14 protein-coding genes are annotated in these 19455 nt (G+C 63.6%); 8 read left to right on the top strand and 6 right to left on the bottom strand.

Annotated elements, in window-relative coordinates; all coding sequences use genetic code 11:
* Positions 1-102: 102 nt before the first annotated feature.
* The 4 genes from IVA74_RS16130 to IVA74_RS16115 form a co-directional block, all read right to left on the bottom strand.
* Positions 103-1305 carry an ABC transporter substrate-binding protein gene (locus tag IVA74_RS16130; RefSeq protein ID WP_247345563.1) on the bottom strand — a complete coding sequence of 401 codons (1203 nt, stop codon included), beginning with the start codon at positions 1303-1305 and terminating at the stop codon, positions 103-105.
* An 80-nt stretch (positions 1306-1385) separates the two neighbouring features.
* Positions 1386-1970 (bottom strand): amino acid synthesis family protein, encoded by a 585-nt coding sequence (locus IVA74_RS16125; RefSeq protein WP_247345560.1) that lies wholly within the window; start codon positions 1968-1970, stop codon positions 1386-1388.
* 27 nt (positions 1971-1997) lie between these two features.
* The gene (locus IVA74_RS16120; RefSeq protein ID WP_247345558.1) at positions 1998-2897 is read right to left on the bottom strand and encodes a UPF0280 family protein; all 900 of its coding nucleotides are present in this window, start codon (positions 2895-2897) and stop codon (positions 1998-2000) included.
* Entirely contained in the window at positions 2894-4345 is a 1452-nt protein-coding gene (locus IVA74_RS16115) for a 6-hydroxynicotinate reductase (protein WP_247345555.1), read from the bottom strand. Before IVA74_RS16115 ends, IVA74_RS16120 begins: the two co-directional genes overlap by 4 nt.
* A gap of 252 nt (positions 4346-4597) precedes the next feature.
* Between IVA74_RS16115 and IVA74_RS16110 the strand changes: the two genes are divergently transcribed.
* Entirely contained in the window at positions 4598-5080 is a 483-nt protein-coding gene (locus IVA74_RS16110) for a (2Fe-2S)-binding protein (protein ID WP_247345552.1), read from the top strand.
* The gene (locus IVA74_RS16105) at positions 5080-8604 is read left to right on the top strand and encodes a molybdopterin cofactor-binding domain-containing protein (protein WP_247345549.1); all 3525 of its coding nucleotides are present in this window, start codon (positions 5080-5082) and stop codon (positions 8602-8604) included. The genes IVA74_RS16110 and IVA74_RS16105 overlap by 1 nt, the downstream gene beginning before the upstream one ends.
* Here the strand turns inward: IVA74_RS16105 and IVA74_RS16100 are convergent.
* Positions 8601-9569 (bottom strand): catechol 2,3-dioxygenase, encoded by a 969-nt coding sequence (locus IVA74_RS16100; RefSeq protein WP_247345546.1) that lies wholly within the window; start codon positions 9567-9569, stop codon positions 8601-8603. The genes IVA74_RS16105 and IVA74_RS16100 overlap by 4 nt on opposite strands.
* A 371-nt stretch (positions 9570-9940) precedes the next feature.
* On the opposite strand from IVA74_RS16100, the gene IVA74_RS16095 reads away from it, so the two are divergent.
* The 6 genes from IVA74_RS16095 (at position 9941) to IVA74_RS16070 (ending at position 16923) form a co-directional block, all read left to right on the top strand.
* Positions 9941-11188, top strand: coding sequence for a hypothetical protein (locus IVA74_RS16095; protein WP_247345544.1), 1248 nt, complete (start codon positions 9941-9943; stop codon positions 11186-11188).
* Positions 11185-12285: a hypothetical protein gene (locus IVA74_RS16090; RefSeq protein WP_247345542.1), complete on the top strand. Its 1101-nt coding sequence runs from the start codon at positions 11185-11187 to the stop codon at positions 12283-12285. The genes IVA74_RS16095 and IVA74_RS16090 overlap by 4 nt, the downstream gene beginning before the upstream one ends.
* An 11-nt stretch (positions 12286-12296) precedes the next feature.
* Positions 12297-13682, top strand: a complete 1386-nt coding sequence (locus IVA74_RS16085) for a hypothetical protein (protein WP_247345538.1) — start codon at positions 12297-12299, stop codon at positions 13680-13682.
* A 336-nt stretch (positions 13683-14018) separates the two neighbouring features.
* Positions 14019-15758: an ATP-binding protein gene (locus tag IVA74_RS16080; protein ID WP_247345535.1), complete on the top strand. Its 1740-nt coding sequence runs from the start codon at positions 14019-14021 to the stop codon at positions 15756-15758.
* A gap of 104 nt (positions 15759-15862) precedes the next feature.
* On the top strand, positions 15863-16444 hold the full coding sequence (locus IVA74_RS16075; protein WP_247345533.1) for a peroxidase-related enzyme: 582 nt from the start codon (positions 15863-15865) through the stop codon (positions 16442-16444).
* Positions 16441-16923: an MgtC/SapB family protein gene (locus tag IVA74_RS16070; RefSeq protein ID WP_247345530.1), complete on the top strand. Its 483-nt coding sequence runs from the start codon at positions 16441-16443 to the stop codon at positions 16921-16923. The genes IVA74_RS16075 and IVA74_RS16070 overlap by 4 nt, the downstream gene beginning before the upstream one ends.
* 138 nt (positions 16924-17061) lie before the next feature.
* Here the strand turns inward: IVA74_RS16070 and IVA74_RS16065 are convergent, their stop codons facing one another.
* A complete protein-coding gene (locus tag IVA74_RS16065; RefSeq protein WP_247345525.1) occupies positions 17062-19356 on the bottom strand; it encodes a hypothetical protein in 2295 nt (764 codons plus the stop codon).
* Between the last annotated feature and the right edge of the window lie 99 nt (positions 19357-19455).

Here is a 19455-nt window from a genome sequence, read left to right as displayed (position 1 = left end):
GACGGCGCTACGCGCCTCCTCAGGATGAGGTCCGGGACCCTCATGGTGAGGAGCGCGGCTGCGCCGCGCGTCTCGAACCACGAGGCTCGGTCTCTCTTTGCATCAATCCTTCGGACGCAGCTTCGCGACTTCGGCGTCGCTGGGCAGATAGTCCCCGCCCTTCTTGTAAACGGAGTCCACCATCACGCCCTTGCCATCCTTCAGCGCGGTCTTGCCGAGATAGGCACCGAGCGTCGACTGATGGTCGATCTTGCGGAAGGTGATCTCGCCGAACGGCGACGGCATCGACAGCCCTTCCGCGGCAGCGATCAGCTTCTCCGGATCGGTCGAGCCGGCCTTCGCCAGGATCGCCGCTGCCGACTTGATGGTCTGGTAACCGACGATCGAGCCGAGGCGCGGATAGTCGTTGTACTTGGCCTGATAGGCCTTCAGGAACGCGTCGTGCTCGGGCGTCTTGATCGAGTACCAGGGATAGCCCGTGACGATCCAGCCCTCGGGCGTCTCCTCCTTGAGAGGATCGAGATACTCGGGCTCGCCGGTGAGGAACGAGACGACCTCGCGTCCCTTGAACAGGCCGCGGGTGTTACCTTCGCGCACGAGCTTCACGAGATCGGCGCCGAAGGTAACGTTGAGAATCGCTTCCGGATTGGCCGCGGCAACCGCCTGCACCACCGGACCCGCGTCGATCTTGCCCTGCGGCGGCCACTGCTCGTCGACCCATTGAATGTCCGGCCGCTTCTCCGACATCAGCTTCTTGAACACCGCGACGGCGGACTGGCCGTATTCATAGTTTGGCGCGATCGTCGCCCAGCGCTTGGCCGGCAGCTTGCTGGCCGCTTCCACCAACATCGCCGCCTGCATGTAATTGGAGGGGCGCAATCGGAAAGTGTATTTGTTGCCCTTCGACCAGGTGACGGCGTCCGTCAGCGGCTCGGCCGCCAGGAAAAATACCTTCTTCTGGTTGGCGAAGTCGCTGACCGCGAGACCGATGTTCGACAGGAACGTACCTGTCAGCATCGCCACGCCCTCGCTCGACACCAACTCGTTGGCCGCGGTCTGCGCATCCGCCGGCTTGCCGCCGTCATCCTTGGAGATGACGACCAGCTTCTTGCCGTTGATACCGCCGGCCGCGTTGATCTCTTCGACCGCGAGCTGCCAACCCTTGCGATAAGGCTCGGTGAACGCCGGCAGCAACGAATAACTGTTGATCTCGCCGATCTTGATATCTTGCGCCAGGGCCGAATGAGCCATGCCGCCCGCCAGAAGCGCGAAGGCCGCGCCGACAAAAGTGTTTCCTGCTCGCATCCCAACCTCCAGTTTTGAACTCTCTACGTCGTCGGCATGATCTTGTCGGAGAACCTGTGCCCGCTTCTCCGGATCATGTTCTATTTCAAACCGTCTTCGCCCTTGATCTCCGCAACCGTCAGCCCGCCGACGCGCGGCAGCGGACGGCCGCTGTCGGTGACGGCGACCGCGACCATGATCTCGTTGGCGCGCGGCGCGTCGTTGATCTGAACTTCCATGCCGTCAAAATGACTGCGCACGAAGGCTGCATCCTTGTGGCCCAGCGGAATGTCCAGCGTCGTGCCGGGACCGCTGCGCTTCTTCGACGACGGGATCAGCGCAGCGCCCTTGCTCAGCACCTTGCGCACCGGCGCGCCCATCTTCGGGTGAAGGATCGCGGCTGCATGCTCCAGCTCGCCGTTCTCGCCGACGGCCGCGGCCTTGCCGTAGCTCTGCGCCTTGGAACCGTCGATGCCGAGCGCTGCCACCGCACGCTTCGACAGCAGTTCGCCAAGCTCCTCGCCGATCGCAATCAGCGGTGAAAGATCTTCGACGTACTTTCCGGCAAAGGGATTTTCGATCACGGCGATCGCCGCCGCACGCCGCGTCGGCGGCGAGACCTGGCGGCCCATCTCCATCTGCGTTTCTTCGACGACGGTGACGATCTTGCGGATGATCGCGCTCATGATTGTTTCCTCAGGTCGCTTCCCTGCTCAGGCATGAACCGCGTTCTCCAGCTCAAGCGGGCGCGATCGTTGCCGTTCAATATCTTTCGTTCCGATGACAAGCATATCACCACAGAGCTGCAATACGGCACCCTCGATCAGTCCACGATCGAACAATTTCCGTGCACATTCTGCGCCAAATTCGAGCGCCGTTGCGATTTCAGCCCGCGACAGTTCACCGACATCGCGGGTGACGAGACGCGCGCCGAGATCGCTATCGGGCTGAAGCTCGCTAGCAGGCTTTCGGATGATGGCGGGATGCCCCGGCAGGTCAACCGCGTTGGCGATGAACGTCGCCGCCGCATCGGCCTGCGACGCCGTTCCCGCCAACACAGTCACCGCATCGGCGATGCCGAGCGAAAAACTGCGACCGTGGCGACCGCTGGTGGCGATGCCGCGCACGAGGTCATTCGCCTCGACCCTCATGGCCCGCATCACGCCGTCGCGATCGGGGCGATCCATCAGGCCGACCGAGAAATGCTCGCCTTTGTCGAGATGGAGAGCAATATCGCCGCCATTATTGACGTAAGCTTGATCAAGCGACGCCGCGCCGAGCATCGCGCCGAGAACCTCCTCCGCCACGCTGCCGGCTACCGCCGCCATTGGCGTAATGAAGTCATCAACGGCATAAGGCGCGACCGCGGCGTGCATGCGGCGCGCCACAACGCCCTTCAGTGATGTCCGTTTCGGCTCAGCGGCCGCCCGCAGCTCAGGCAGTTCCGCGCAGAGCTCGTCGAGCAACCCGGTGAACCGGCGCGCCGCCGCCTCATAGGCTGCACGCACTTCGCTCGGCTCTCCCCTTGCCTCGACGATCAGATCAATCGGTCCATCCTGCAAATGCAGCCGCCGGCCATCAGACAGCAACGCGATTTGCGGGAGCCTTGTCATACGCGAGGCCCCGGAATCGGGTTCTGCCAGGGCAATTGGCGGACATCGTCGCCGCCCTGCACTTCGGAGAGCGGCTTGACATAATCCATGTGCCCGCCGAGCGCGGCATAATCGGACAGCTTCATCGTGAATTCGATCGGCGCGACCAGCGCGGGTGTGGGCACGTAGCCGAATGCCCCCGCCGGCATCTGCGCCACGTCGACCATGTAGGTGATGCCGCCTCCGGGCCAGACATAAACAGGCGCGCCGCCACTGGTGACGCGCGTCAGCGCGTCCTTCACCGAACGCGTCAGCCGCACCGGATTATCGGTGACGCCCGCCCGCAGCGAGCCGCCGGCGCCCGCCATAAACAGCACCGTGCATAACGCCGGCTCGCAATTCTCCTGGATGCGCTCGACCGAAAACTTGAGGTCATCAGGCATCTCGGTCTCGACCGGCTTCAGGGCCTCGTCGAGCACGTAATAAGACGAATGCTCGCCGGTCGTGGAGACCATCAGCATCGAGAGACCGGCCTTGGCTTCCTTGGCATCGAACGGCCCGAGGATCGCGAGCGGGTCGGAGATATTGGTGCCGCCCCAACCCGTGCCGGGATCGGCGACCTGGAAATAGCGGCCGGGCGTCGAGCGACGCCCCTTCATCTTGATGCCGGTGTCGGCGATATCGAGCAGCTTGCCGGCCTGGTGCTCGCTGAGCACGCCGGTGATGTGGTCATCGACCACGACGACCTCGTCGACCTTGCCGAACCACTGTTTTGCGAACATGCCGATCGTCGCCGAGCCGCAGCCGACGCGCATGCGCTCTTCTTTCATGCCGTTGACGATCGGCGGCTGGCCGGCCTGAACCACCACGCTCGCGCCGCCGTCGATGGTGAGCTCGACCGCCTTGCAATTGGCGAGGTCCATCAGCGTGTCGCAGGTGACGCGGCCTTCCTTTTTGGAGCCGCCGGTCAGGTGATGCACGCCGCCGAGCGACAGCATCTGCGAGCCGTATTCGCTGGTGGTGACATGGCCGACTGCCTCGCCTTGTGCACGGACGGTCGCGGTCTCCGGCCCGAGATAGCGGTCGGTGTCGATCTTCACTTTGATCCCGCAATAGGAGAAGATGCCCTCGGTGACCACGGTCACCATGTCGACGCCCTCGACTTCGGCGGAGACGATGAACGGCGCCGGCTTGTAGTCAGGATAGGTCGTGCCCGCGCCGATCGCGGTGACGAAGGTCGAGGGCTCGTGGACAATCCTGCCATCCCAGTCCTCGGTGCGGCTGAACGGGACGAGCTTGCCGCCATGTGAGACGGTGCGCTCCAGGATCACATGGGGATCGACGCGGACGAGCTTGCCGTCGTGATTGGCGTAGCGGTCGCAGGCGCCCGCCGCACCCGGCTTGATGTAGCACATCACCGGACAGGCATCGCAGCGGATCTTATCGATGGCAGCGCTCGTCGTTTCCATGTGCAAGCCAGCGGAGGTCGCGGTTATCATTTGTATACGAACGATGTTGCGCGCGCTCCGGAAGGCTGTCAAGCGGCGGTGCGGCGCAAAAGATGCGCATGCCGCATAAAACCTCATTTGCCTATCCGCACTGTCCACAAAGAAGGCATTCGCGCTGCACTGCGGCATGCGCGGCTTGCACGTTTGTGTACAAACGGTATCGTCGCAACGTAGATTTTTCGCGAAGCTTTGCTCGCAGGCTTGGGAACGAGGATGACGCAGATACCGATCCGCCTCACAGTGAACGGCCGGATCCACGAGATCACTGCGGCGCGCCAAACGCCGCTGCTCTATATGCTGCGCAACGATCTCGCGCTCAACGGTCCGAAATATGGATGCGGCCTCGGTGAATGCGGCACCTGCACTGTCCTGATCGACGGCGCCGCCGCGCGCTCCTGCGTTATTCCGATCAGTGGCTGCGCCGGCCGCGACATCGTGACGCTCGAAGGGCTCGGCAGCCGCGACAAGCCCGATGTCGTGCAGCAGGCCTTCATCGACGAACAGGCGGCGCAATGCGGCTACTGCCTCAACGGCATGATCATGACCACCAAGGCGCTGCTTGCGATCAACCCCCAGCCCACCGAGCAGGAGGCGCTGGCGGCGCTGCGCTACAATCTCTGCCGCTGCGGCACGCATATCGAAATCCTGCGCGCCGTGATGCGTGCGTCTGGCCAGCTCACCGAGGCCGGTGACTGATGGCGTCCCCTGCCTCGAACGGAGCAGATCGGCCATTGGGTTCGCTGGTCGTCGTCCGCACGGTGGACGAATGCACATCCGAGACCTTTCTCCGCATCACCGCGGACGGGTCGGTCACGGCCTACAACGGCCATGTCGATCTCGGCACCGGCATCCGCACCGCGCTCGGGCAAATCGTGGCTGAAGAGCTCGACGTCTCCTTTGCGCGCGTCGTCGTCGTGCTCGGCGATACCGCGATCGTGCCGAACCAGGGCCCGACGATCGCGAGCGAGACCATCCAGATCACCGCCGTTCCCCTCCGCAAGGCCGCGGCGCAAGCGCGACATTTCCTGATCGCACGTGCGGCCGAATGGCTGGAGCTGCCGGCTTCCGACCTCAAGATCGAAGACGGTCTCTTGCGCGGGCACAATCGCAGCGTCAGCTACGGCGAACTGATCGGCAGCGAGACGATCCGCCTCGAGCTTGCCGATGACGTCGCCGTGAAGCGTGTCGGCGATTACGCCATCGTCGGCCAGTCGATGCCGCGGGTCGACCTGCCGGCCAAGGCCACGGGCGAGCTGACCTTCGTGCATGACATCCGAGTATCAGGCATGCTGCACGGCCGCGTGGTGCGGCCGCCCTATGCCGGCGTCGACGCCGGCCCGTTCGTCGGCACTAGTCTGATTTTGGTCGATGAATCCTCGGTGCGCGACATTCCCGGTCTTGTTGCAGTCGTGCGCATCGGCGATTTCGTCGGCGTGGTCGCCGAGCGCGAGGAGAATGCGATCCGGGCGGCGGAGCAACTTGCGGTGAGCTGGAAGCCCACGCCTGATCTGACCGATCTCGCCGACATTGAGACGGCTCTGCGCGCCAACCCGTCGACGCCGCGCACGCTGATCGACAAGGGCGACGTCGATGCGGCGATATCAGATGCCGCCACGTCGATGCAGCGCACTTACGTCTGGCCTTATCAGATGCATGCCTCGATCGGCCCGTCCTGCGCGGTGGCGGATTTTCAAGACGGCAACATCCGGGTGTGGTCGGGCACGCAGAACCCGCACGTGCTGCGCGGCGACCTGGCGCTCTTGATCGAGCGGCCGGACAGCGAGATCGAGGTCATCAGGTTAGAGGCAGCCGGCTGCTACGGCCGTAACTGCGCCGACGATGTCACCGCGGACGCGCTGTTGCTCTCGCGCGCGGTCGGCCGGCCCGTGCGCGTGCAGCTCACGCGCGAGCAGGAACACGCCTGGGAGCCCAAGGGCACCGCGCAACTCATCGACGTCAATGGCGGATTGGACGCAGACGGCAACGTCGCTGCTTACGATCTCGCCACGCGTTATCCTTCGAATGCCGCACCGACGCTGGCGCTGTTGCTGACGGGGCGGATATCGCCGAAGCCGGACGTCCTCCAGATGGGCGACCGCACCGCGATCCCGCCTTACGATTACGACCACATGCGCGTCGTCGCTCACGACATGGCGCCGATCGTGCGTGCGTCCTGGTTCCGCGGCGTCTCGGCGCTGCCGAACACCTTCGCGCATGAATCCTACATCGACGAGGCTGCGACGGAGGCCGGTGTCGATCCGATCGAATACCGCCTGCGCTATCTCAAAGACCGGCGCGCCGTCGATCTCGTCAATGCGGTCGCCGAGCGCGCGGGCTGGACGCCACGGCCGGTTCGCGAGGAGAAGAATGGCGACATCGTCCACGGGCGCGGCTTTGCCTATGCACTCTATGTCCACAGCAAATTTCCCGGCTATGGCGCGGCGTGGTCGGCCTGGGTCGCCGACGTTGCCGTGAACAAGACCACCGGCGACGTCAGCGTGACGCGCGTCGTCGCCGGGCAGGACTCCGGCCTGATGATCAACCCCGACGGCGTACGCCACCAGATCCACGGCAACGTCATCCAGTCCACCAGCCGCGCGCTGATGGAGCAGGTCTCGTTCGAGCGCGGCACGGTGGCAGCGCGCGAATGGGGCGCCTATCCGATCATCGCCTTCGCCGACATGCCGAAGATCGACGTATTGTTGCTGCCGCGGCCGGACCAGCCGCCGCTTGGCGTCGGCGAGTCCGCCTCGGTGCCGAGCGCCGCGGCGATCGCGAACGCGATCTTCGACGCAACGGGCGTGCGCTTTCGCGAGCCGCCCTTCACGCCCGAGCGCATCCTTAAGGGGCTGCACGGCGATGCATCGACGATGCCGCAGGCCCTGCCCGCGCCTGCTACACCGCAGCGGTCTCGCATCTGGCAAAATCCGTTCGCCAAACGCGCCGGCCTCTTCGCGGCGGTTGCGGCCGTCTGCACCGCGGCAATCGGCATCGGTGCCGCTCTTTTGCCTGGCCGCGCCATCGCGCCGATCGCTCGACCCGATGCATCTGTCTATTCCGCGGCGACCATCGCGCGCGGCCAGCGGCTTGCGGCGCTCGGCAATTGCGCGGAGTGCCACACCACGATCGGCGGCGCGCTCAACGCCGGCGGCCGTGCTCTCGATACGCCGTTCGGCACGATCTACGCGACCAACATCACGCCAGACGAGACCGGCATCGGCGCCTGGTCCTATCCTGCTTTCGAGCGCGCGATGCGCGACGGGCTGCATCGCGACGGCCGGCAGCTCTATCCCGCCTTCCCCTACACGCACTTTTCGAAGACCAGCGATTCCGACCTGCAGGCGCTCTACGCCTACTTGATGGCGCAGCCTGCGGTGCGCGCGACGCAGCGTGCGAATATGCTCGCTTTCCCGTTCAATCTCCGCCCCCTGCTTGCCGGATGGAATGCGCTGTTCCACCAGACGCGCGAGTTCAAGCCCGATCCGGCCAAGTCCGAGGTTTGGAATCGCGGCGCTTATCTCGTCGAGGGTCTCGGCCATTGCAGCGCCTGCCATTCGCCGCGCAACGCGCTCGGCGCCGAGCAGCGTGAGGCCTATCTCGCCGGCGGTTTTGCCGAGGGCTGGGAGGCGCCGCCGCTGACTTCGCTCTCGCACGCGCCAATCCCATGGAGCGAGGACGAGCTTTTCGCCTATCTTCGCACCGGCCACTCCCGCTATCACGGCGTCGCGGCCGGCCCGATGGCGCCGATCGTCAGGGATCTCGCAGTCCTGCCCGACCAGGACATCCGCGCCATGGCCGTCTATCTCAATTCGTTCAATGACACTGCGATCGAGGGGCAAACGCAGGACGCACTCGCCAGCAGGCTCGAAGCTTCGACGCGAGTCACGGTCGCTTCTTCCGCGGGCACCCGGCTCTATCAGGGCGCCTGCGCCGTCTGCCACGAGGTCGGCGGCCTGCCGCTGTTCGGCGCCCGCCCCTCGCTCGCGCTCAACAGCAATTTGCACAGCGAGACATCGGACAATCTCGTGCAAATCATCCTGCACGGCATCGCCGAGCCGGTGTCGAGCGATCTCGGCTACATGCCGGCATTCAAGAACAGCATGAGCGATGCGCAGGTCGAGGAACTCGTTACCTTCCTGCGCAAGCAGTTCGCACCGGACAGGCCGGCATGGAACGGCGTGCGCGAGACAGTCACGCGCCTCCGGACCTCAGCACATTAAGCGTGCTTCTTCACGTCCACCGGCGGCGTGCCGTGGGTGTGGAAGGACTCGATCGTCTTCAGGCCCCAGGCCTGCCCCTTCTTGCGCTCCTCTTCCGTCCACACGATTGGCTTCCAGTCGGGCGCGAGGATGAGGCGCGCGCCGGCATTGGCGACTTCGACACGGTTGCCGCCGGGCTCGTAGACATAGAGGAAGAAGGTCTGCTGGATCGCGTGCTTGTGCGGGCCGGTTTCGATGTGGATGCCATTCTCCAGGAAGATATCGGCGGCGCGCAGAATCTCTTCGCGGCTGTCGAGCGCGTAGGTGACGTGGTGGAAGCGGCCGGCGGTGCCGGAATGGTCGAGCGAATAGGCGAAATCGTAGCTCTTGTTCGACATCGTCAGCCACATCGCCGCTTCGCGGCCGTCGTTCAGCACGATCTGCTCGGTGAGGCGGCAGCCGAGATAATTCTCGAAGAATTCGCGGTTCGCCTTGATATCAGTGGCGAGGCAGTTGAGATGGTCGAGGCGGCGGACGTTGACGCCGCGCGCTGGAAAGCGCTGCGCCTGGTTCTTCAGTGCGGGCTTCAGCTCGGGCGGCGCCTGATACCATTCGGTCTCGTAATAGAGCTCGACGATGTGGCCGTCGGGATCGCGGCAGCGGAAGGTCGGCCCCTGCCCCATGTCGCCGTCGATCCAGCCGATATCGAAGCCGGAGCCTTTCAGCGCGGCGACGCGGCGCTCCAGCGCCTGCTGGCTGCGCGCACGCAGCGCCATGTGCTCCATGCCTGATGTGTTCGACGCCGTGAGCTTGAGCGAATAGCGCTCGTAATCGTCCCAGCCGCGTAAATAGACCGACTCGCCCTTTTGTCCGCTGACGGTCATGCCCATCACGTCGACGAAGAACTTCAGGCTTTCGTCCGGCTTGGGCGTCAGCAGCTCCATGTGGCCGAGATGAGCAAGATCGAAGATCGGTTCGGGCTGCATGGTTTCCTCCAAGGCGTGGCTTGCGATCCGCCGGACCGGATCCGGCGATCTGCGCAGGTGGCAATCCGCTCACGCGCCGGTGGGCAGCACTGAGGCCGCCGGTTCATTTGTACTAATGTACAAATTATTAGGTCCCGTCAACAAACTCGTCTTATCGAAACCTACCCCGATACTACTCGATCGGTCGCAGTCCCATCGCCGATTCTGCGCCAACCTCTACGGCCTAGTCGCGCAAGGTTTGGAGCATTCACGCGCGGCGATTTGCCGTCCGATCGCGGTTTATCTTGACGACGCACGCTATCCCAAGCTGTATGGTGGGGAACCCGAGCAGCAGCCAAGCGCTCGGTGCGCCGGGAGTCGGGGGAAGCTCGATGGCCAAGCAATCCGGGAGCACGGGTTCGGCCGGCAGTTCGACGCCGGGGGGATCGATCGCCACCATTCGCGCATTCGGCATCGAAGACACCGACATCAAAAATCCCGAACTCCTCCCGCGCCTCGCGCAGGAGTGGACCTATCTCCTGCGGGTTCGCTCGCGCTGGGCTTCCGATTCCGACTTGCGCAAATCCATCGGCAAACGTGCCGCCAAGGACCTCGCCCGCGTGGGGGTATCGTCCAAACGGTTGCAGGACCTGGCGCATGTAGACCGTATCGAGGTCGAACTATACGACTGGGATCGTCAAGATAAAGAGGCTTGCGCGATCCACGAAGCCGCCTGCGAAATTCCCTGGGAATACCTGCTCAGCGCCGGCACGCGCACAGAGGGCCGTTATCACGGCACCTTGATCTCGCGGCTCTTCAGCAGCGGTTTTGCGAAGGTCAAGCCTCACCCCCCGAACAGCGTCCTTTTCGTCGAGAGCGCGCCCGGACGCTTCGGTGACAAGTACGACTTCAAGGACGAGGAACAGCGTATCGATGCCGCGGTCGGTGCATCCAACAGACCGGACGACGACCCATACCGCATGATTCTGCGAACACCCCAGAAAACTGAACTCACCGAGAAAGTCCGCAGTGCGAACTGGGAAGCGATCCACGTCACCGGGGTCGATACTCACCATGCCGGGTGGATCATCGATGATTTCTATCCGAACATGAAGAAGAACAACGAGGCGCTCTTCAACACGATCATCGACAAGGCCGGACGGCTGCCTGATGGGATGATCCTTCGCCAGGCCCACGAAAGCGAGCTTCCCGTTCTGTACGAAGAGCTTGCCGAGACCCTTGTGAACCCAACCACCCCACCCCGGATCGTGACGCTCAATCTTTACTATTCCGGTGCGCGTATCGCGCGCGAGTTGGTCAGGAAGGGAGCCCATGTCGCCCTCGGTTTTCTCGACGAGATCGATGACGATGTCGCGGAGCTGTTCTTTCAAACATTCTATTGGAACTGGTGCCACGGAACGGATCAACTGATTCTGTCGATTCCGGATGCGTTCCTGATGTCGTGGAAGGCGATGCCGTTGGACGTGCATGGCACGTCGATCGTGATCTGGATGGGACGCAGTATTTTCGCGCCGGGCACCGAATCCATCCCGAAGCCGACATTGAAATCCAGTCCGGCTAAGAGATCTAGTCCGGCCAAGAAAAAGGCATCTTCCCGAAAGAAGAGGGCAGCCTCATGATTCCGATCAAGGTGGACCTGGGGGTCGCTCCGGAAATCAACTACTCCCTGCTGCACAACAACAGGACCTTGCTCGATAAGTTGACGCTGACCCGGCTTATTCAGCATCCTGTCGATGCGATCACGATTCAAGTCGAGCTCTGCGTCGGCGCCGAGAACTATCCTTACCGCCTTACGATCCCGGTCATGACAGAGTTGCAGCTGCCGCTGTCCTCCAAAGTGATCGTTCCCCTCACCGCCGGCCTGACGCGCTCGCTGCATGAGCGGGTGCAGTCGGCGGTGTACGTGAAAGTGACTTGCGCAGGAGAGACGGCGTTCGAGGAAACCAGACGTGTCACGCTGATCCCCGTTGACGAATGGATCGATGACACCAAGAACAACCCGTGGCTGCCCTCCTTCGTGCTGCCCAGAGATCCCGCAATTCTTGCGATCATCCGCGCCTCGCGACGCTACCTGATCGGCATTCTCGACGATCCCGGAGCCGGCTTCGACGGCTATCAGCAGGACGAGGATGGCGCCGTCGACCGCCAGGTTCAAGCCATCTGGACCGCGCTCGTGAACGAGTATCGCTTCCAATACATCAACCCTCCTCCTGCCTATTCCGAGCAGAGTCAGCGGCTGCGCACGCCGAGCGAGATCGTCGCGTCCAACACCGGCACCTGCATCGACCTCGCGCTGCTGCTCGCCTCGTGCCTCGAATATGTCGGCATCTTCCCAGTCGTAGTGCTGCTCAGCGGACATGCCTTCGTCGGCTATTGGCGATCGGAAGAGGCGCATGACGACTTCGTGGACGTGATCAAGATACCGGCAACGGTGCCGAGCGTCGGGGACGCGGCCACCAGGGACGCGGGACTGCCCTACGTCGATCCCTACGGCTGGAGGCTCACCAAGATGAGTTACGCCGAGATCATGGCCTATGTGACGTCGGGCGACCTCGTGATGCTGGAAGCCACCTACCTGACCGGGGCCTACAGCTTCAAGGACGCGCAAACCGAAGGACGGGCCAATCTGCGCAGCCAAAAGGAATTCGACAGCATGCTCGACATCCAGCACGCACGAAGCCTGAACGTCACCCCGCTTCCGATCATCGATGAATGACGGCATCGCACATGTCACAGTTTGTTGCGGAAGACCCCGGACGTTTCCTGTCGCAGATCAAGGCGGTCGCGGACAACGACGACCTGTTCGTGCCTCTCTATGTCGATCACGACGACAGGATGGACTCTGTCGCCGGCCTGCGCCGACGCAGACGGCGCGCGTCCAACACACCCGACGACAACATCCTTGCGGCTTCGCTGGTCGAGGAAAACGGTGTCCTGCGCTGGTATGACGGCGTTCCGGCACGCGCGGAAGCGCCACAGCGCCGTCGACGCGCACGGCGAGCCGGAGGGCCGCCGCCACTTCCCGATCAGACAGTGATCCTGACCAAGGAGTTTCCAAGGCTCCAGCCGAACAGGGCCGCCGCAGCCATCGGCGCTATCGACATGCGCCTCAACACCGCAATCGATGTTTCGCTGCGCTCACACATACGCCAGCTGCGGGGCGGCCCGTCCAACTTCGTCATCGACGCCGCCGATGCCCACGGCCCCTTCAAGGGGCGCACCTTGCTGCTGGTCCACGGCACCTTCTCGAGCGCCGTCAACATGATCGGCGAGTTCCAGGCCACTGCCGACGGCCAGGCGTTTCTTGGCGCCGCCCTGAACGGGCCGAACAAGTACGATCAGGTTCTCGTCTTCGAGCACGCGACCCTTGCCGTCAGCCCGGTTCTGAATGCGCTCGAGCTTGGACGCGCATTCGTCGATGCAATTGGACAAATCGACGTCATCGCCCATAGCCGCGGCGGCTTGATCGTGCGGTGGTGGCTGGAGGCGTTCGGCCGCTCGCTCGCCGCCACGACACGCGTCGTCTTTGCGGGCTCGCCGCTCCACGGCACCTCGCTTGCCGCGCCCGACAAGCTCCAGCATGCGCTGAGCCTGCTTTCCAATATCGGCACCTTCGCCGAGAAAACGTTACAGCTCGCCGGTGGGGCCAATCCGTTCCTGTGGGTTGCCGGCAAGCTGGTCGAGGTGGTGATGACCGTCACCGGCAGGCTTGCCCACACGCCGCTCCTTGACGGGCTGGTTGCGCTGGTTCCAGGGCTGTTCGGACAATCCATGATCGAAAACAATTACGAACTTAATCTGCTGCGGCTCGGTCCCTGCACGACTCAGCCCGCCTACTTCGTCGTGCAGTCGAATTTCGAGACGACGGATCCCGGCTGGCAGTTCTGGAAAAATTTCAGGGCACTGCGGATCGGCGACCTGGCCGCCGACGAAATCTTTCCCGACAAGAACGATCTCGTGGTCGATACGGTCTCGATGTCGGACCTGGGAGCGACGGGCTTCCCGCTCGCCATCCACGGCGTCGAGGATTTCGGCAACTCGCCCGACGTTTGGCACTGCAATTATTTTCGCCAGGCCAAAACCATCGGCTTCATCCGGCGCAGCTTGGCCTAATCCCCCGGAATCGACGGCTTTGTCGCATGCTCGCGGAACAGCGCGCGCAATTGCCGTCGCAGCGGCACCAGCGGCTTCGACGCGGCACCTGTACGCGCAGAAAGGTCGATGTCAGATCATATAGTAAATCATTCCTTAACCCACCCGCACCCCCAACCGGCCTGGAAAAGCGGCATTTCCCGGCCGTTTCCGCCCATAAGTATGCATTAGGAACAAACCTCACGGCCGAATTGTCGCGGATTTAAGGAAGCGCGCGCAGTTGCCGTTTAACCGTTTGTCCAGCGACGGCCGCGCATAGTCCGGGCAAAGCACTTGCTCTTGCCAGGTTCATTCATTGTGACATCCTTTGGACGCGTGATTTCGGTTCGCGGATCGCTCGCGCGGGTCGGGCTGCTGGCTGAAAGCCGGATGCCGGACTCGGAAGTTCGGGCCACCGTCGGCCGTTTCGTCAGCATCCGCTGCGCCAGCTCGGTCATCGTCGCGATGATCACCGAGGTGTCCTGCGAGAACCTCTCGAGCACCGACAATTTGATCGCAATCGCCTCGGTGGACCTGCTGGGCGAAATCCTCAATGCCGCCGGCAAGGCCAAATTCCAGCGCGGCGTCACCAACTATCCGACCATCGGCGATTCCGTCGACCTGATCACGAGCCAGGAGCTGCGCACGATCTACGCGCCGACCGGCTCCGACCAGATCAATGTCGGCTTCCTTCAGCAGGATAGCTCCGTCGTCGCCTATGTCGACATCGAGGAAATGCTCTCCAAGCACTTCGCGGTCCTGGGATCGACCGGCGTCGGCAAATCGACCGGCGTGTCGCTGCTGCTCAACGAGATCCTCAAGGCACGCCCGAACCTGCGTATCTTCCTGCTCGACGTGCACAACGAATATGGACGCTGCTTCGGCGACCGCGCGCTGGTGCTCAACCCGCGCAATCTGAAACTGCCGTTCTGGCTGTTCAATTTCGAGGAAATCGTCGATGTGCTGTTCGGTGGCCGCGCCGGCGTGCCCGAGGAGCTCGACGTCCTCGCCGAGGTCATTCCGCTCGCCAAGGGCGTCTACACCCAGTACCAGAACGCCGACCGCATCGGCCTGAAGCGCATCGATCCCAAGCAGATCGGCTACACCGTCGACACGCCGGTGCCCTATCGCCTGGTCGATCTGATGTCGCTGATCGACGAGCGGATGGGCAAGCTCGAAAACCGCTCCTCGCGTATCATCTATCACAAGCTGATCTCCCGCATCGAGGCGGTCCGCAACGACCCGCGCTACGCCTTCATGTTCGACAACGCCAATGTCGGCGGTGACACCATGGCCGAGGTGATCAGCCATCTGTTCCGCCTGCCGGCCAACGGCAAGCCGATGACGGTGATGCAGCTCGCCGGCTTTCCGGCCGAGGTCATCGACTCCGTCGTCTCGGTGCTGTGCCGGATGGCCTTCGACTTCGGCCTGTGGAGCGACGGCGTTTCGCCGATGCTGTTCGTCTGCGAAGAGGCCCACCGCTACGCCTCCGCCGATCGAAATGTCGGTTTCGGGCCGACCCGCAAGGCGGTGTCGCGCATCGCCAAGGAAGGCCGCAAATACGGCGTCTATCTCGGCCTCATCACCCAGCGTCCCGCCGAACTCGACGCCACCATCATCTCCCAGTGCAACACTCTGTTCACGATGCGTCTTGCCAACGAACGCGACCAGGCGCTGCTGCGCGCCGCGGTGTCGGATGCGGCCGCGAACCTGCTCTCGTTCGTGCCCTCGCTCGGCACCCGCGAAGTGCTGGCGTTCGGCGAAGGTGTCGCACTGCCGACACGGCTGCGCTTCAAGGAGGTGCCGCCGCACCAGTTGCCGCGCGGCGAAGCCACCATCAGCAGCGTGCCGTCCGTCACCTCCGGTCACGACATGCATTTCGTCGGCGCCGTGCTCGAGCGCTGGCGTGGCGCCACCTCGCAGCGCGACGTGCCGAATGACCCGGTGTTCTCGGCGCCGCCGGCCAAGACGCTCTCCAACGTCGAGGCGCCGATGCTGCAACCGTCGATGGGGCTGGACCCGGACCGCTTCTCGCTGCTGAAGAAGCCGCTGCGGTAAGGCAACGCTGGTCCCCAACCTCGCGAGGGCGATAGCCCTTGGCCAAGTTGAGCACGACGGCCGCATCGACTATGGTTGCCGGCCCCAAGCCGGAATCCATACCAATGACAAAGTCTGCCGCGCAACGCTTCCCCGCTCCCGCCCTCGACGCGCTCCCCGACGATATCCGCACGCGCCTCCTCGCCGTGCAGGAGAAGAGCGGCTTCGTGCCGAACGTGTTTTTGACGCTGGCCTACCGCCCGGACGAGTTCCGCGCCTTCTTCGCCTATCACGACGCGCTGATGGAGAAGGACGGCGGACTCACCAAGGCCGAGCGCGAGATGATCGTGGTCGCGACCTCGGCCGCCAATCAGTGTCAGTATTGTGTGATCGCGCATGGCGCGATCCTGCGCATCCGCGCCAAGAACCCGCTTATTGCCGACCAGATCGCTACGAACTACCGCAAGGCCGACATCACGCCGCGGCAGAAGGCGATGCTCGACTTCGCGATGAAGGTCTCGGCCGACGCGCAGCGTACCTCCGAGGAGGATTTCGCAGCACTTGCCCCGCATGGCTTCAGCGACGATGACATCTGGGACATCGCCGCGATCTCCGCTTTCTTCGCGCTGTCGAACCGGCTCGCCAATTTCACCGGCATGCGGCCGAATGAAGAGTTCTATCTGATGGGACGCTTACCGAAGAAATGACCGAGCTCGACTGGCCCGAAATCCTTGCCCGTCTCGGCGCCGCGACTGTCGCCACCGGAGCGATCGGGCTCGACCGCGATCTGCACGGCAAGCCGATCGGGCTGAAAACGCTCGGCATCGTCGGGCTCTCCACCGCGACCGTCGTGCTGCTGGCGGTGCAGTTCGCCGAGGCGGGCAAAATGACCGATGCCACGAGCCGGGTCATCCAGGGCATCCTCACCGGCATCGGCTTTCTCGGCGCCGGCGTCATCGTCCACGAGGGCCACCGCTTCCGCGTGCGCGGCCTGACCAGCGCCGCCTGCACCTTCCTCGCCGCCTGCATCGGCATCGCCTGCGGCGCGGGAGAATGGAAGATCGTCCTGGTGGCGCTGGCGCTCGCCTTCGTGCTGTTGACAGTCGGCCGCCGCATCGAGCGCCTTCTGCACCGGATGGTCGGCGGCAAGGACGAGGCGCACGAGACGGAAATGCCGGAACATTAGAGCGAGTTCGACACTGGCGGATCACCGGTTCGGTACCGGTGATACTGTGGCAACGCGCTGGGCGCTGCATTCGAATGAGCCAGGATCGGAAAAGCCATCCTGGCGGGAGTCCGCGAGAACGCAGCGCACGTGTGTGCGTTAGAACTGGGCTTGGCCTACAACGCCGGCGGGGCGACCGCTAACGATGATAATGCCGCGTTCGGCAAGTGACCCGCCGCGTCCGTCCGGCGCGGTTACCGTGATAAGGTGCCGTCCGTCTTGCAATTGCGCGACGAGTTCGTACCCAAGGCCTAGGTCGCCCTCCAGATCCGAATGCCACCGAATTTCATCGGACCGGACAACACCGAGCCCGCGGCAGTCGATCATCGCGCCCAACGGCACGGCGCCTGGCGCGATCGGACACTGGGGATCAGGCAGTCGCAAATAAAGCCGGCGACGGCTGCGCTGCAGCTCGAATTGAGAGCTGTCGGCGCTCGCGCTCCGAAATTCCGCGGTTGCAATGGCGCGGAAGAAACAGCGTTCGCCGCCAGGCAAGCGTTCGCTTTCCACCAGCACCTCGCCATCTGGAGGATCAAACGCGACCGGTTGCCATGTCTCGCGATCATCACCGCTGAACAGCACGACTATCGACGGCTGGGCCCGCGGATGACGCGCGTGCACGCGCAGCGCGAGGAATTGGTCCCGCCGCTCGGGGCCGCTCATATCAACCTGCGGCGGTTCGCCCACTTCGAAGGTCGCGAGCGGTTCGCGGCCATCATGCAACGAGATGGCAGCAACTTCCTCGCTCGGCCATTCGATCGCTTCATGCAGATCGTAGAACGGCTCGCGGTCGAGCGGAACGGCTACACCTCCTCCACAACAGCCGCAGGTCGCTTGCGCGCGTGTGTAGAGACAATGATGAGTCGCAATGATCCGGCGATGGGCATCGAGCAGATCAACCGAGAGCGGCGAAATGGCGCCATCGCTCGGCCGCGATACCATGCCGGCGGCTTCGATCCGGTAAGCCTTGCGAATCTCGATGCGGTTCTCGTCGCTGACGCGGCGATGCACCCGCACTGCCAGGATCAGGAGCGAACGAACGCGACGCGGATCGGCCGGTGCGGATTGGTGATTCTCGCGCGCATTAAGGATCTTCAGATAGGTGTACGGCGAGATCCACTGCTTCGACTTGTAGGACATGACGTCGGATGTGTCCGACGGGCCGAACAGCGTCGGCGGCGTCGTTCCTGGATCGATGCCGACTTCGCCGATGGAGGTCTTGCTTCCGCCATAGTTTGGATAGTTCGGGTCATCGCTGCTGTCGCCTGGCACCGCGACGTGGTTGCAGGTGAAGACGTGTCCCATCTCGTGGGCGAAAATGAAATCGTAGGCAAAACGTGTGTCGCTCCCCGCGAAGGCGGCGCCGACGCCTTCAGCGCGACCGCACCCAGTGTTGTAGGTGCCGGCAGCGGCGGGAACAGCTGCGCTCGGCACAAACGCGAAGACAATATCGCCGAGCTGGAACAGAGCGGTGAAGATGCGCGTGACAGCCAAGTCAGCGAGCAGGCCGGTCCACGCGGTGTTGCAACCTCCGCCCGTCGCGGCGGACGCAAATGCTGCCGAGCTGTTCGTCGATGTGCCAAGAATCGTCGTCTCAAAATAAGGGAACGGCAGCATCCGTTCGGCCGTGCGCATCGTGCTGAGCATAATCGCGTCGGCGGGGCTCGTAACGTTGCCGGAGCTGTCGGTCCAGTTGATCCTGGCGACGGCGACACGCGGCGGCCGCACATCCATAAAATCGATATAGCGCCCCGTCATGGCGCGGTCCTGCGGCGCGGATAAAGCGCCGTCGCTGCCAGCACGCCAGAGCCGGACGGAGAGATAAAAGTGGCCGGTCCGGCAATACCATGCTGGCACGAAAAAATTCAGCGACGAATTGACGTGCGCGAGGTGGAATGCAAGCGCGCCGAGTCCACCAACTGGGACCGTCAACTCGTTGTCCCACAGCTCGCGCGAGAGCTCGTTACGCGCACCGAGCCGGGCCCCGTCGGCGCGCGTAGGGCCGGTGCGGTAAACGATTCGATCGCCAACCGAAAGCACCAGCTCACCTGTAACGCGTGCGCCAGTGAGTGTGTCCGGCTCGGCAACGCCGGGCTGCACGTATGGATAGGCACGCACCACCAGCGGCTTGAGCGCAACGAGCGGGATCGAATTGTCGTCGCCGTAGCTGACGCCGACGGCGCCGTTGTACTGGATTGATTGGGTCAACTCGAGGCCGGCCAGCGCGAGGTGTCGCCTGGGCCAAAGTACGTCCGGAAGCTGATGCTGTGGATCCCAGGGGAGCGGTAGTTGCTCGATATCCGGCTGCACTGGCTTGCCGCGAAAAGGGCCAGCAAGCTGCCGAGCGACCGCCGCCACGAGGGCGTCGAGTTCAGGACGATCTTGGGCGTTCATCTGGCGCTCCATGAGTGTCGGGCGCAATTTTCAAAGCGTCGGCCGCAACGTTACCGGGATCATGGAAAACTCTGCCATCCGCAGCACGCGGCACCTTTC

Origin of the sequence: Bradyrhizobium sp. 132 (genome assembly GCF_023074185.1) — a bacterium.
Classification (GTDB): Bacteria; Pseudomonadota; Alphaproteobacteria; order Rhizobiales; family Xanthobacteraceae; genus Bradyrhizobium.
The sequence above is the reverse complement of the archived record's forward strand: the minus strand, read 5'-3'. Positions and strand labels throughout refer to the sequence as shown.

Bases quoted from the DNA above. Each gene is read 5' to 3' on its own strand.
- IVA74_RS16070 (WP_247345530.1), top strand. From the start codon at position 16,441: ATGACCGAGCTCGACTGGCCCGAAATCCTTGCCCGTCTCGGCGCCGCG.
- IVA74_RS16120 (WP_247345558.1), bottom strand. From the start codon at position 2,897: ATGACAAGGCTCCCGCAAATCGCGTTGCTGTCTGATGGCCGGCGGCTG.
- IVA74_RS16125 (WP_247345560.1), bottom strand. From the start codon at position 1,970: ATGAGCGCGATCATCCGCAAGATCGTCACCGTCGTCGAAGAAACGCAG.
- IVA74_RS16115 (WP_247345555.1), bottom strand. From the start codon at position 4,345: ATGGAAACGACGAGCGCTGCCATCGATAAGATCCGCTGCGATGCCTGT.
- IVA74_RS16105 (WP_247345549.1), top strand. From the start codon at position 5,080: ATGGCGTCCCCTGCCTCGAACGGAGCAGATCGGCCATTGGGTTCGCTG.
- IVA74_RS16110 (WP_247345552.1), top strand. From the start codon at position 4,598: ATGACGCAGATACCGATCCGCCTCACAGTGAACGGCCGGATCCACGAG.
- IVA74_RS16065 (WP_247345525.1), bottom strand. From the start codon at position 19,356: ATGAACGCCCAAGATCGTCCTGAACTCGACGCCCTCGTGGCGGCGGTC.
- IVA74_RS16090 (WP_247345542.1), top strand. From the start codon at position 11,185: ATGATTCCGATCAAGGTGGACCTGGGGGTCGCTCCGGAAATCAACTAC.
- IVA74_RS16100 (WP_247345546.1), bottom strand. From the start codon at position 9,569: ATGCAGCCCGAACCGATCTTCGATCTTGCTCATCTCGGCCACATGGAG.
- IVA74_RS16095 (WP_247345544.1), top strand. From the start codon at position 9,941: ATGGCCAAGCAATCCGGGAGCACGGGTTCGGCCGGCAGTTCGACGCCG.
- IVA74_RS16130 (WP_247345563.1), bottom strand. From the start codon at position 1,305: ATGCGAGCAGGAAACACTTTTGTCGGCGCGGCCTTCGCGCTTCTGGCG.
- IVA74_RS16085 (WP_247345538.1), top strand. From the start codon at position 12,297: ATGTCACAGTTTGTTGCGGAAGACCCCGGACGTTTCCTGTCGCAGATC.
- IVA74_RS16075 (WP_247345533.1), top strand. From the start codon at position 15,863: ATGACAAAGTCTGCCGCGCAACGCTTCCCCGCTCCCGCCCTCGACGCG.